The organism is Desulfatiglans sp. (assembly GCA_012513605.1).
Taxonomy (GTDB): domain Bacteria; phylum Desulfobacterota; class DSM-4660; order Desulfatiglandales; family HGW-15; genus JAAZBV01.
In genome coordinates, this window is sequence record JAAZBV010000136.1 from 29,438 (window position 1) to 44,803 (window position 15,366).

General features: G+C 42.1%; 7 protein-coding genes and 1 pseudogene. All 8 read left to right on the plus strand.

Going from position 1 to position 15,366, the window contains the following annotated elements:
- Positions 1-201 precede the first annotated feature (201 nt).
- The 8 genes and pseudogenes from GX654_18600 (at position 202) to GX654_18635 (ending at position 15,354) form a co-directional block, all read left to right on the plus strand.
- Positions 202-1,756, plus strand: a pseudogene (locus GX654_18600) (AAA family ATPase).
- 446 nt (positions 1,757-2,202) lie between these two features.
- A complete protein-coding gene (locus tag GX654_18605) occupies positions 2,203-3,765 on the plus strand; it encodes an SAM-dependent DNA methyltransferase (protein ID NLD38874.1) in 1,563 nt (520 codons plus the stop codon).
- Positions 3,766-4,132: 367 nt separating this feature from the next.
- Positions 4,133-5,566: a hypothetical protein gene (locus tag GX654_18610; GenBank protein NLD38875.1), complete on the plus strand. Its 1,434-nt coding sequence runs from the start codon at positions 4,133-4,135 to the stop codon at positions 5,564-5,566.
- Positions 5,563-8,607, plus strand: coding sequence for an AAA family ATPase (locus GX654_18615; GenBank protein NLD38876.1), 3,045 nt, complete (start codon positions 5,563-5,565; stop codon positions 8,605-8,607). The genes GX654_18610 and GX654_18615 overlap by 4 nt, the downstream gene beginning before the upstream one ends.
- Before the next feature lie 61 nt (positions 8,608-8,668).
- Positions 8,669-8,926, plus strand: coding sequence for an ArsR family transcriptional regulator (locus GX654_18620; protein NLD38877.1), 258 nt, complete (start codon positions 8,669-8,671; stop codon positions 8,924-8,926).
- A 173-nt stretch (positions 8,927-9,099) separates the two neighbouring features.
- Positions 9,100-12,327, plus strand: a complete 3,228-nt coding sequence (locus GX654_18625; protein ID NLD38878.1) for a type I restriction endonuclease subunit R — start codon at positions 9,100-9,102, stop codon at positions 12,325-12,327.
- A 229-nt stretch (positions 12,328-12,556) separates the two neighbouring features.
- Positions 12,557-13,645: a Fic family protein gene (locus GX654_18630; protein ID NLD38879.1), complete on the plus strand. Its 1,089-nt coding sequence runs from the start codon at positions 12,557-12,559 to the stop codon at positions 13,643-13,645.
- A gap of 323 nt (positions 13,646-13,968) precedes the next feature.
- A complete protein-coding gene (locus GX654_18635; GenBank protein ID NLD38880.1) occupies positions 13,969-15,354 on the plus strand; it encodes an MATE family efflux transporter in 1,386 nt (461 codons plus the stop codon).
- Positions 15,355-15,366: the final 12 nt, after the last annotated feature.

A 15,366-nucleotide genomic window follows, 5' to 3' on the forward strand; every position in this document is an offset into this window, starting at 1 on the left:
GTCTATAGTCTAAAGTCTATAGTCTATAGCCTATAGTCTACAGCCTGTACTTTCTTCTCTTGCTCATTGATCCCTTTTCTGCTAATACAAACCAGTCAAAAAAATAAGCAATCCAAGCAGTTAAACATGAATAAGACGTAACACATAATAATCGGACACAAAAAGACCAGTTAGCGTTAGATCATAAAAAGGAGATATATAATGGCTGAATCAATTCAAAGCCTTATTGCCAGAGGCGAAGGCATTGATATTGAATTCAAGACCTGCCGCAATCAGTTGAACAGGGACATCTATGAAACTGTATGCGCATTCCTTAACCGTCATGGCGGGACCCTGCTTTTAGGTGTAAAGGATGATGGAACTATTGAGGGGATAGCTCCTGATGCAATAGAACAGGTCCGAAAGGATTTTGTAACTGCCATCAATAATCCGCAAAAGCTTATCCCTCCAACATATCTCTCTATCAACGAGACCGAAATCGAAGGAAAAAAGCTATTGCGTATATATGTGCCTGAAAGCTCTCAGGTGCACCGCTGTAACGGCCGTATATATGACAGAAACGAAGAGAGTGATCTGGATATAACAGACCATACCGCACAGGTAGCCCTGCTTTACCAGCGCAAACAGGCCACATACAGTGAAAACAGGGTTTACACCTGGATACAGCCGGGTGACCTTCGTTCAGACCTGATTGAAAAATGCCGCCGCTATGTCCGCATCAACAAACCCCAGCATCCCTGGGGGGGATATGCAGGATATCGATCTGATCAAAAGTGCCCAGCTCTATCAACCCCAGCCTGAAACAGGCAAGATGGGTATAACTTTAGCTGGTGTGATGCTGCTTGGGACAGACGACCTCATCCTCAAGGTATGCCCACCTCATAGAACCGATCTTATCCTGCGAAAGGTTAATGTTGACCGCTATGATGACCGGGACCTGGTTATCACTAATTTGATAGATAGTTATGACCGCATACTTGATTTTATTAAAAAACACCTTGCTGATCCATTCTACCTTGAGGGTATTGAGCGCCGCAGCCTCAGGGACACTATCTTCCGGGAGGTTGCATCTAATCTGCTTATACACCGTGAATATACCAGCGGAGCTACAACAAGGCTCATAATTGAATATGGGCGGGTGGTTACTGACAACCCTAGCCGGCCCCATGGCTTTGGAAGGCTGGACCCAGAGACCTCTGTACCCTTTCAAAAGAATCCTGTGATCGGTTCCTTTTTCAGACAGATAGACCGGGCAGATGAACTTGGCTCCGGTATGCGCAAGATGATGTTTTATGGCAAAAAATATGGCGGAGAAGACCCACAGCTTATCGAAGGTGACATCTTTCGCACAGTGATCAGTGTCCCGGAATATGGTGCTAATCCCGCGGCGAAATATGAGATTGTTCAGACTGGGGCCGAGTCGCAGCCAGAGTCGCAGCCAGAGTGGCAGCCAGAGTCACAGCCAGAGTCACAGCCAGAGTCAAAAAGTAATTCAGCCGAAATAATTCCAAGCTCTCTCAGTGTAAACATTATGAATATATTAGAAAAAGGCTCATTATCTAAAAAAGAAATACCAAAACAACTGGGGCAGAAAGAAATCTCAGGACAGTTAAATCTTATTATAAGGGATTTAAGAAATAAGGTTTTAATTGAATATACTCTGCCTGATAAGCCCAAAAGCCGTTTGCAGAAATACCGGCTGATTGAAAAAGGTAGTTTGTTCCTTAGCAGTATGCAGGGAGACAAAAAGAAATAAACAGGGTGTCTTAATCGGATGAAAGGTTGGGTGAAAGGTTGGGTGAAACAGCATGTCGGGTTATTCCTCAATTGTGGAGAAAGGCAATAACGGACAGCCTGTTTATATAATTTTAACCTGCTTTCAGCTTTGAGCTTTCCTATATCTATTACCTATGACCCATAACCCATAGCCTATTTCTATTCTTCTCTTGCTCATTGATTCCTTTTCTGCTAATACAAACCAGTCAAAAAAATAAGCAATCCCATGTAGTTATACATTTAACAGGGTGAAAACCGGCCAAACAAATGCTGAATCACAGTTGGATCAGGTTTTGAATTTTGTGCTGTTATATTTATTCAATAACTCTCATTTCGAGGTATTAACCGAGAAATCTAATTAAAATAAAAGTAATATTATCTTACACCATACTTCGCCAAGGATAGCTGGAATATATAAGGAATAGAATGGCAAAAAACAATAACAACAAAACAAACGGCTTTGAACAGAATTTGTGGGATACAGCCAACAGGCTTAGGGGCAGTGTTGAGTCTTCTGAATACAAGCACGTTGTACTGAGTTTGATCTTTCTTAAGTTTGTTTCGGACAAATTTGAGGAGCGCTGTGCGGAGCTGATAGCAGAGGGCAAAGAAAAATATACTGACATGGTGGAGTTTTATACCATGAAGAACGTGTTCTATCTACCGGAGACTTCGCGCTGGAGCCATATACAGCAGCATGCCAAACAGGGTGATATTGCAATCAGGATCGACTCGGCCCTGACTGCCGTGGAAAAGAGCAATGCCTCGCTCAAGGGTGCGCTTCCTGACAACTACTTCTCCCGCATCGGCCTGGATGGCAGCAAGCTCGCAGCACTGATTGATGCAATCAATAATATAAATACTGTAGAGGACAAAGAGGAGGATGTAGTAGGCCGGGTCTACGAATATTTCCTCGGTAAGTTTGCAGCCTCAGAGGGTAAGCTTGGGGGTGAGTTCTATACTCCCAAGTGCGTGGTTAATCTGATTGCGGAAATGATAGAACCATACAAAGGCAAAATATATGACCCCTGCTGCGGTTCGGGCGGTATGTTTGTGCAGTCCCTCAAGTTTGTGCAGAGCCATCATGGCAATACCAAGGATATTTCAGTTTATGGACAGGAGTTCACCTCCACCACCTACAAGCTGGCCAAGATGAATCTGGCGGTTCGCGGTCTTTCAGCCAATCTGGGAGAAGTCCCGGCTGATACATTCTTTAAGGATCAACACCCTGATTTGAAGGCCGACTATATAATGGCCAATCCGCCATTTAACCTGAAGGAGTGGCGGGCTGCCGATGAACTGGTTCATGATTCGCGCTGGAGCGGTTATGAAACCCCGCCAACAGGCAATGCCAACTATGCCTGGATTCTTCACATGGTCTCAAAACTTTCAGAAAATGGCGTGGCCGGTTTTGTTCTGGCCAATGGGTCCATGTCCACCAATACCAGCGGTGAAGGTGCTATCCGTCAAAAGCTGGTTGAGAATGATCTGGTAGACTGTATGATTGCACTCCCCGGACAACTCTTTTACACCACACAAATTCCGGTCTGCCTCTGGTTCTTGAGCAAAAATAAGAAGGCTGACCCCGAACGCGGTTTTCGCAACCGTGAGGGCGAAACACTTTTTATTGATGCCCGCAAGATCGGCTCTATGATCAGCCGTACGCAAAAGGAACTCGATACTGAAGATATCGCATCCATCGCCAGAACCTACCATGCATGGCGTGGTGAGAAAAAAGATGGAGTCTATGAAGATCAGGCCGGTTACTGTAAATCCGCGACACTTGCAGATATAAAAAAACATGACTTTGTGCTCACTCCCGGTCGTTATGTGGGCGCAGCCGATATTGAAGATGACGGCATCGCCTTTGAAACCAAAATGGCTGAGATGAGCCGGACGCTTTATGCACAGATGAAGGAGTCTAATAAGCTGGATGAGGTGATTCGTAAGAATCTGGAACAACTGGGATTTGGAGAACCTTGTGACTGAATCTAACCGAATTGAATACAAACAGCAAGTTCGGGAAAAAGGTTCGGGAAAGAAGTTCGGGAAAGACAACTGATGCTTTGCAAAAAGTGGAACAGCTTATTCCACATACAACTTGGCCACAGGCTGTGTCCAAATTGTTACAGAGTATCAGTTGACACAGGCCTTGCCTGATAATCTGAAATCAAGCCTTCCATCCATTGAAGAGATGGAAGCAGAATTCAGTGGAGATTTAGATTAGGAATAAATGTCGCGGATTATGTTAAATAGTATTCTTTTTGAGTTGGGATGGATGAGATGAATCTGATGACTTGCCTACAGATGGAAGAGGTTATGAAGTTGGATTATTTGACTTGGAAGGGGTTGGGTTATGGGGAGTGATTGGCCCTTAAAAAAGTTTGGTGACCTTTTCAATATCAAACATGGCTTCGCATTCAAAGGTGAGTATTTCACTGATGTCGAGACACGTTACCTGCTCACGACGCCAGGAAATTTCGCTATAGGTGGAGGATTTCAGAATGATAAGCCTAAATACTACAATGGGCCAATCCCTGATGATTATATTTTAAATGCTGGTGACATCATCGTGACAATGACTGATCTGAGCAAGGCTTCAGATACACTTGGAAATGCGGCTATTGTTCCAGAAGACTCAAACATCTGGTTACATAACCAACGCATTGGCCTTCTTGAGTTTAAAGATCCAACCAAAAGTCACCCCAAATTTATAAGCTATCTACTTCGTTCATATGAATACAGAAGCTGGATAATCGGATCTGCAACAGGAACGACTGTCAAACATACTTCACCGCGTCGTATATCAGAGTTTGGGTGCCCACTCCCGCCCCTCTCCGAACAAAAAGCTATAGCTCACATCCTAAGCTCATTGGATGACAAGATTGAGTTGAATCGGCGGATGAATGCCACGCTGGAAGGGATGGCTCAGGCGCTCTTCAAAAGCTGGTTTGTTGATTTTGATCCAGTAATCGACAATGCAATATTAGCAGGCAATTCAATTCCCGATGAATTTGCAGAACGTGCTGAAGTTCGTCGGGCCATGCTGGATAAAAAACAAAATGCTGAAAAAGAAAAATCTTCGCTTCATAATTCATCATGCAACACTCATCATTCCCTATTCCCCGCAACCTTTCAACTCACCGAAGAAATGGGGTGGATTCCTGAGGGGTGGGAAGTGATAAAAAGCAGTTCACTTTTTGACGTAAGAGATGGTACCCATGATTCACCCAAACAATCTGCCACAGGGAAATATCTAATTACATCCCGTCATATCACAGGTAATACTATTGATTATTCAAATGCCTACCTAATCTCAGAAGAGGATTTCGAACAGGTTAACAAGAGGAGCAAAGTAGATCCATATGATATTTTACTAACCATGATAGGAACAGTGGGCTCTCCTTTCCTAGTAATGGAAGAAGAAATTAATTTTGCTATTAAAAACATAGGATTATTTAAGACGGGAGTTAACCGAACTTTAGCTACATACTTTTTTACATATTTGAAGTCAGATTTCATGAAAGCATTCATGGAATCTCGTCTTGCTGGAACGACTCAGAAGTATCTAACTCTTAAGATTCTAAGGGAGATCCCAATCATAATTCCTAGGCCTGCTAATATGAAGGGGTTTGGGGCTCAAATACTTCTAATATTTGATAAGATTCATTCGAATAATTGTGAAGTAAATACTTTGGCAAAGCTCCGGGACACCCTTCTTCCCAAACTCATCTCAGGAGAACTTCGTATTCCAGATGCTGAAAAATTAACTGAGGAGGCATTAGTATGAGTACGTTATATCCTAAAGGATCAGAGTGGCGAAAATGGGATTTACATGTCCATACGCCATCCTCAATTTATCAAAAATTTGGTATTGATAACGATACCACTTGGGAAAAATACATATCTGATCTGGAGAATCTTCCTGCGGAATTTGCTGTCCTTGGGATAAATGACTACTTGTTCCTTGATGGCTATGAGAAACTTATAAATGAACAGAGAAACAACAATAGGCTCAAAAACCTAACTTTCTTTCCTGTAGTTGAATTTAGAATAGAGAAATTTGCAGGTGTTGAATTCGATACTCTAAAAAGGATCAACCTGCATGTTATATTCTCAAATGAATTATCAGTAGAAACCATTAAAAGTCAGTTTCTGAATACTCTGGAGCAGAGCTATGTGCTTAAAACAGGCGAGCCCTGGACAAGAGCGATAACCGCTGAGAGTGTTGCTGAGCTGGGAGCCTCGATTAAGTCGTCTGCCCCAGAAGAGAAACTTTCTGATTATGAAAATGACTTAACTGAAGGGTTTAACAATTTAAATGTCAAAGAAGATCAGATTTTTACATCGCTTAAAAAAGATTGTTTCAAAGATAAATATTTAATAGCAGTTGGGAAAACAGAATGGGCAGCTCTGAAATGGACTGATGCTTCAATCGCGACTAAGAAATCAATAATCAATTGTGCACATATTGTGTTTACTTCTGCTGAATCTGTTGAAGCCATTACGAGGTCTAAAGAACAACTAAGGTGTCAGAGAGTAAATGACCTTTTACTCGACTGTAGTGATGCTCATAACTTCTCTGATTCAAAAGATAAAGATAGGATAGGGAAGTGTTATACTTGGCTAAAGGCTAATCCCACATTTGATGGTTTGAAGCAGGTTGTCATTGAGCCGGATGGGCGTATCTTTATGGGTGATACCCCCCCACTTCTTGAACGGATTGCAAAAAATCGAACGAAGTACATAAAGGAGTTGTCGATTACGCAAATTGACGGATATGACCAAAGAAATGGTGTATGGTTTAAAGATATTACCATTCCTATTAACAGCGAGCTTGTCGCAATTATAGGAAATAAAGGCAGCGGGAAGAGCGCAATAGCAGATATAATTGCACTTTGCGCAAATTATCCATCGGATACAGAATTTTCATTCCTAACTAACGAGAAGTTCAAAAAAAAGAGGTTAGCCGCAAGTTTTAGAGCTACCACTGTCTGGGAAAGTGGGAAGCCATCTGAAATAAATTTGAATGATCAACCTGGGAATACCGAACTGTTGGATGTTAAATATCTTCCACAGGGACAATTTGAAAGGTTAACCAATGAAATCCGGACGGCAGAAGAGTTCCAGAAGGAAATCGAAAGTGTGGTTTTTTCCCATATCCCGGATTCAGAAAAGCTGGGAGCCTTATCTTTCCATGCACTCATTGAAAAAAAGACCTCCACTGTCAATTCGGAGATTGAAGGATTAAGGAACGATATTCGGGATATCAACAAAAAGATAATTGACCTTGAACGTAAGTCTACAACTGCATATCAGGCGGAGGTTGTGAACAAGATAACGAAAAAACAGGAGGAGTTGGACGCCTTGGTTGAGCCTCCTCCTGTTTTAAACCCGAATGATAATCCTGATAAAAAACAGTTAAATGAAGCCATTAATAAAAAATTAGATGATTTAAAAGATGAAATCCAGAAACTCCAGACTTCGATTCAGACGGTAGAAGAAGGTAAGAAGACCACGCTCGAAGCTCTCCAAAAACTAAAAACCATTAAATCTGAGATCCAGCAAAAAGAGACAGAGATAAATAGATTTATTTCTGCAAAAAAACAAGAACTGTCAGAGTTCAAAATCGATGTCAAAAAGTTGATTTCGATGGAAACAAATTTTACTGAGCTTGATGCTTTGATTCTCGATAAAGAAGGTTCTTTGGAAAAAGCAAAAGTGCTGCTTGGGGAACTAAAAGCGCCAGATAATTCAATTCCCCTACCTAATCAGCTTACAACAAAAGAAGAACAACTTAAGATCGAGAAGTCCAAGCTTGATACTGAGCAACAACATTACCAGAAATATTTGACAGACAAAACAAGCTGGGAAAAAAATAAAAAAGATATTATCGGTTCTCCCGATCGGTACGATACGCTTGAATATTATAAACATGAATTGGATTATTTGAATAAAGACCTAAATAATGAGCTAGAGGCTGTATACGATGAACGACGAGGAATTGTCCGAGTTATTTTTGATAAAAAGCAGGAGGTAATATCAGTTTATAAAGGTGCCCGAGATCGCCTCAATAAGATTATTGATGAAAACCAGGACACGCTTAAGGACTATAAAATCAAGGTAGATGCGTCACTTGTGAAGAGTGCTGATTTTAACTCTAGATTTTTGAATTATATTCTTCAAAATAAAATGGGGACCTTTCATTCTAATGATGGTGGTGAGGCACAATTAATCAGGTTGCTGACAGATGTCGATTTTGATGCGAAAGAAGATATCGTATCGTTGCTCGACAATTTAGTCCTGGCTTTACGATTTGATAGGAGAGTTAATCAAGATAATGCGAAGCGATCAGTCGCTGAACAGGTAAAAGATATTCCTGCCCTTTATGAGTATCTCTTTTCTCTGGAATTCTTAGAGAAGAATTACCAACTTAAACAGGGAGATAAAAATCTTGAGCAGCTGTCGCCTGGCGAACGCGGTGCACTACTCCTTGTTTTCTATCTGCTGTTGGATAATAACGATATTCCACTTGTTATTGATCAGCCCGAAGACAATCTCGATAATCACAGTGTTGCGACCATCCTAGTTCCGTTTATTCGAGTTGCAAAAAAGAAACGACAAATAATTATGGTCACGCATAACCCAAATTTGGCAGTCGTGTCAGACGCTGAGCAGGTTATTTATGTAGACCTTGATAAGGAGAATAACTATAAGTTTTCAACTATTTCGGGAAGCATTGAGGATAAACAGGTGAATAAAAAGATTGTAGATGTTCTTGAAGGAACAATGCCTGCATTCAATACCAGAAAGAGGAAGTACTATGAGTAGTCATCCCGAATCCCAAAACATCGAAAAAAAAGACCTCTACCTCATACAGGCTCTTCGGGAAATGCTTTTAAATGCGTTGGTTCAGGAAGTAGATTTCGGAAAGATTTCGGAACGTATTTGGAATGATTTCGGAAACGAGCTGTCCAAGGCATTTGAAGTAATTAATAAGCACTCTGAATACACGGCTGAGCAAATTGTCGGAGAATTAGGTAAAACGCCAAGAACAATTGAAAACTACCTTGCCAAACTGAAGAAAGCCGGATTCATTAAAAGAAAAGGTCCGAAGTTAGGCGGCTTTTGGGATATTTTGGGTGGCTGAATCCCATTTTTTTAACTATCATGTGAAAAAGTTTTATAAATTTTTTTGCTTTGTTTCAGATCAGGCGCAATTTGTCAACCGAGGCGGGGGACAAATTGAATCACCCTTTGTGCCCCGGGGCGAGGCACAATTTGAAGCTGATTTTGCAAGACAGGAAAAAGAGGAAAAATAGTATGAAATTCACCGAAGCCCAACTCGAAGCGGCAATTATTGAATTGCTAGGCAAAGAAGGCTACCCGCACATACAGGGCGAGACAATTGTTAGGGAACCGGGAGAAGTTCTTATCAAGGATGATCTTAGAAGGTTTTTAACCTCTCAGTATTCTCACGAAAAAATTACTCCTGGTGAAATAGAATCCATCATCCGCAAGCTCGAAACCCTGCCTGCATCAGACCTGTACGAATCAAACAAAACCATCATGAAGATGATTTCGGACGGCTTTCTGCTCAAGCGTGAAGACCGGAGCCAGAAGGACTTATATATTCAGCTTATCGACTATTCTGGTCTTGAAGCCTTTCGTGTGCCTCATGCCGATAAACTGACAACTGTAGCGGCAGAACCTCAATACGCATATGGTGACAATAATATTTACAAGGTGGTCAACCAGCTTGAAATTATCGGCTATGAAAGACGTATCCCTGACGGTATCCTATATATTAATGGCCTTCCTCTGGTAGTCTTTGAGTTTAAAAGTGCTATACGTGAAGATGCCACTATTTATGATGCCTTTGTACAGCTTACAGTCCGATATAAACGGGATATACCGGAGCTTTTCAAATATAGCGGTTTCTGTGTTATCAGTGACGGTGTGAACAACAAGGCTGGTTCTTTATTTGCACCCTATGAATTCTTTTACGGCTGGCGAAAGATCGATGGGAATGAGCAGTTTGAAAAGGATGGCATTGGTTCCCTGCACACAATAATTGGCGGTATGTTCAACCAGCGTCGGCTGCGGGACATTATCAGGAATTTTATATATTTTCCGGACAGCTCCAGAAAAGACGAAAAGATCCTGTGCCGCTATCCGCAGTACTATGCAGCCAAAAAGCTCTACTCCAGCATAAAGGATCATCGCACTCCACGAGGCGACGGAAAGGGCGGAACGTATTTCGGGGCCACTGGTTGCGGCAAGAGCTATACAATGCTGTTTCTTGCACGTCTCCTGATGAAGAGCCTCGATTTTGCCAGCCCAACTATTGTGCTTATTACAGACAGGACAGACCTGGATGACCAGCTTTCTGCACAGTTTGTTTCTGCCAAGGGTTATGTTGGTGATGATACCATCATTAGTGTAGATAATCGGGCACAGCTCAGGGAGCTGCTAAAGGGCAGAAACAGTGGCGGGGTGTTTTTAACAACTATCCATAAATTCACTGAAGATACCCGGCTTCTTAGCGATCGTACTAATATAATCTGTATCTCGGATGAGGCTCACCGGAGCCAGGTGAACCTGGAGCAGAAGATAAAAATAACCGAAGAGGGGGTAACCCGGACCTTTGGGTTTGCCAGGTATCTGCATGATTCTCTGCCAAATGCGACCTATGTTGGCTTCACCGGCACACCAATCGATGCGACTCTGGATGTGTTTGGTGAGGTGGTGGACGCCTACACAATGACAGAATCTGTGGCCGATGAAATAACAGTGCGTATTGTTTATGAAGGCCGGGCAGCAAAGGTGTTGCTTGATAACAGCAAGCTTGCAGAGATTGAAGAATACTACTCGCAGTGTGCTGATGACGGGGCCAGTGACTATGCTATTGAGACCAGCAAAAGGGCTAATCTGCAGATGAACTCAATCCTCGGAGACCCTGATCGCTTGAAGGCTCTGGCAGCAGATTTTGTTACCCATTATGAGGGACGAGTAAAAGAGGGTGCCACGGTTGCCGGGAAGGCAATGTTTGTAAGCAGTAACCGTCCGATTGCGTATGCTTTCTATAAGGAAGTGATAGCTTTACGTCCCGGATGGTCAGAACTGAAGGTATGCGCCGATGGCGAGGAACTCACGGAGCAGGAAAAGAAACAGATCATGCCCATGGAGCATATCAAAATGGTGATGACCCGTGACCAGGATGATGAACCTGCTCTATATAATCTACTGGGGACAAAAGACTACCGCAAAGAACTGGACAGGCAATTTAAAACTTTAAAATCCAATTTTAAAATAGCCATTGTGGTGGATATGTGGCTCACAGGTTTTGATGTGCCCTTTCTCGATAGCATGTATATTGATAAGCCGGTTAAACGGCACAACCTGATTCAGACCATCTCCAGGGTAAACCGGAAGTATCAGCAGAAAGAAAAAGGGTTGATCGTCGATTATATTGGTATCAAGAAGCAGATGAACCTGGCCCTGGCGCATTACTCCAAAGCCGACACTGCAAACTTCGAGGAAATCAGGCAATCCATTGTGGTGGTAAGGGATCATCTGGACCTTATGCGTGTGATCTTCCACAGGTTTGATACCCGCCCCTATTTTTCCGGGCAGCCCATGCAGCAACTGCACTGCCTCAACATGGCTGCGGAATATGTCCAGATTACCGATGCGATTGAGAAGCGCTTTATGTTTTTGGCAAAACGAATGAAAGCTGCCTATGATATCTGCGTCGGGTGTGATGAATTTGCTCAAAACGAACGGGACCATGTCCATTTTTATATGGCTGTCCGTTCTATTGTATTTAAACTTACCAAAGGCGATGCGCCAGACCTTGCTCAAATGAACTCCAGGGTACAACAAATGATTGCCGAGGCATTACAGAGCGATGGTGTGGAAGAAATCTTCAAGATGGGGCAGGGGGATACTGCTGAGTTAGATATTTTCAATCCGGACTACCTGGCGAAGATCGAAAAGATCAAGCTGCCTAATACTAAAATAAAGCTGCTCCAGCAGTTACTGGCTAAAGTGATTGGAGAGTTCAAGAAGGTCAACAAGCTAAAGGGGGTTGACTTCTCCAAACAGTTCAAGGCCCTGGTTGAAAAATATAATGACCGGAGCGAGCAGGATATACTTAGAAGCGAAGTGCTGGAAGACTTCACCGACGAGATTATAGACCTGTATCATGCCATTAAAAAAGAGAAAGAATCTTTCTCTGAAATGGGCATTGATTTTGAAGAAAAAGCATTCTATGACATTCTTAAAGCCCTAACCATTAAATACGATTTTGAATACCCTGAGGATAAACTCCTTGATCTTGCAAAAAAGGTTAAAGTCGTAGTCGACGACAAGGCCAGGTACACCGACTGGAGCAAACGCACTGATATCAAGGCTGAGTTGAAGGCTGATCTGATAATCCTTTTGGCAGATAATGACTATCCTCCGGTGGACCGGGATGAGGTGTATAAAGAGATTTTTGAACAGGCAGAGAACTTTAAGAAGTATCAGGGTAATGGTTTAGCTGTGTGATTGTTAAATGGGGTTCGCACCTCAAAACATCAATTGAACTGGATAAAAGATAACAGGTTAAAAGGTCTTTAAGAAACAGAAATATAGAGCCTTGATTTTGAGTTTTACCTTATATTTGTAGACGATGGTAGTCACATGATAGACCATACGGGTTAGTGCAATAAGCAGATTACGCAGGCAATGCCTGCGCAATCATTCGTGAAACTTTTGATCTTCAGGAGCCAAATATATGAACTTTAATCCGGAAAAACCATATAATAATTTACCCCTGTTGCCGCCAAAGGCGGAAATTGAGACCAGAGCTGTGCTTAAGAAGCTTGTAACTGCAAGCCAGTTTCTTGCGGAACTAAAGGGGTATGTTGAACTGTTGCCAAACAAGTCCATCATATTAAACTCCATAACCCTTCAGGAGGCAAAAGACAGTTCAGAAATAGAAAACATTGTGACGACAAATGACAAACTCTTTAAAGCAATTGCCGCAAGTAAAACAGTCACTGATCCTTCAGTAAAAGAGGTTTTGAAATATCGTGATGCCCTGTATAAGGGTTTTGCTCTGGTCAGGAAGAATAATCTTTTAACCACAAATACAATTATTGAGGTCCAGCAGGAACTGGAACAAAACAAGGCAGGGATAAGAAAACTGCCCGGAACAAAACTGGCTAATGACAGGACAGGTGAAGTAATGTATACCCCTCCTGAAAATGAAAAAATAATACGCGACCTGCTTACCAACCTTGAGACATATATCAATACAGACGACGATGGGGTTCATCCATTGATAAAGCTTGCTATTATTCATTATCAGTTTGAATCCATTCATCCCTTCTATGATGGAAATGGACGAACAGGCAGGATTATAAATGTACTTTATCTTATCATGAAAGACATGCTCGCTGAGCCGTTTTTATATTTGAGCCGCTACATAATCCAGAATAAAGCAGCCTATTATAATTTACTGAGAGCAGTAACGACAGATAATGCCTGGGAGGATTGGATTTGTTTTATGCTTAATGCAATAGAGAAAACATCGGTCTACACCCTGACACTATGTAAAGATATAATGGCTCTTATGGAAAAGGTCCGCACAACCATGAGAAATGAACGGCCGAAGATTTATTCTCATGAGCTTTTAGAAATTCTTTTTACCAATGTGTATACAAGAACAGATCATCTGATCCAAAAGAACATTGCCTCCCGTAATATTGCTGGAAATTACCTTAAAGAGCTTGAATCATTAGGTATTTTACAGAGTGAAAAAGTCGGAAGAGATGTTTTTTATATAAATACCGGGTTGTTTGAATTATTTAAAAAATCCTGATATGCACTGATTTCAAGAAAATAAGTGCATATTGAAAGAACATTCACTGGAGCAGTGCATATTTATAAAACAAAACATGTCCATAAAAAGAGGAAATATGGACACGTTTGGGAAACAGGGGTCGCACCTCAACATATCAATTGAGCTGGATAAAAGATAACAGGTTAAAAAACTTTCAGAAACAGAATCACAGAACCCTTGATTTTGAGTTTAACCTTATATTTACTAATATCAGCATTATAAAATTGCCCTCATACCAAATTTCAGGTATTGACTACCTGCCACAGAGGCATCATAAATACATTTTCAAGGCATTTTACAATATGAACAGTATAGTAAACAGATGGAAATCCGAGGGCGGGTACAGGAATGTGCTTGTGCTTGCGGTTCCTTTGATCATAAGCACAGGGACAGTATCTGTGCTCCATTTTATCGACAGGATGTTCCTTACATGGTACTCGGCTGATGCAATTGCAGCATCAATGCCTGCAAGCATGGTGTCACAGGCCATCATGAGCTTTTTTTTAGGGGTGGCCGGGTATACAGGGGTTTTTGTTGCGCAGTACTATGGGGCTGCAAGATATAAACGTGTAGGGCCTGTTGTCTGGCAGGGCCTTTATATCTCACTGGCAGGCGGTATAATTCTTTTAGCTTTCATACCCTTTGCGGAGGCGATATTTAACTTTTTCGGCCATGAAGAATCCATTCAAAGGGAGGAGGTTATCTATTTCAAAGTACTCTGTTTCAGCGGATTTCCTGCAGTGGCCTCTGCTGCAATATCAGGCTACTTTTCAGGCCGAGGAAGACCATGGCCTGTTATGTGGGTAAACTGCATTGCAACTGTAATAAACCTGATTCTGGACTACGCCCTTATCTTTGGCAAATGGGGCTTCCCTGAATGGGGCATAAAGGGGGCCGGAATTGCTACTGTTGCAGCAAGCTTCAGCTCTCTCATAATCTTTCTTTTTCTTATGCAGACAGGTTCTCAAAACAGGCTTTATCATACCATGAAAGGTTTCAGGCCTGATAAAGAGCTGTTAGGAAGAATACTCAAGTTCGGCATACCGGCAGGGACCCAGTTTTTTCTGGATATGGCCAGCTTTACTGTATTTCTCCTTATCCTTGGCAGGCTGGGTACAGTGAGTCTTGTGGCAAGCAATATTGCATTCAATATCAATTCCCTTGCATTTATGCCCATGATCGGGTGCGGTAATGCGGTTTCCATTCTTGTCGGACAGTTCCTTGGAAAAGGCAGGCCTGACCTTGCGGAAAAGAGCAGCTATTCAGGTTTTCACCTGACATTCATTTATATGTTATCCATCTCAATAGCCTATGTTGCAGTTCCCTGGCTCTTTATCGCCCCATTTGCGGCAAAGGCAGACCCCGCAACATTTGGGGAGATAGCAGATTTGAGCGTAATACTGCTCAGGTTTGTGGCCATATACTCCATATTTGATACATTGAGCATAATATTCTCATCGGCTGTCAAGGGGGCAGGTGACACCAGGTTTGTAATGTATATGACTGTTACCATAGGATGGCTTGTAATGGTGATCCCCACATATCTCTCTGTTGTTGTGTTAGGTTATGGGATCATGGCCTGCTGGATCTTTGCAACCTTATGTGTGATAACCCTCGGTATAGGCTTTCTATTAAGATTTTTAAACGGCAAATGGAAGACAATGCTTGTAATTGAGAGGCCAAACTAGCGAATCCGCAGT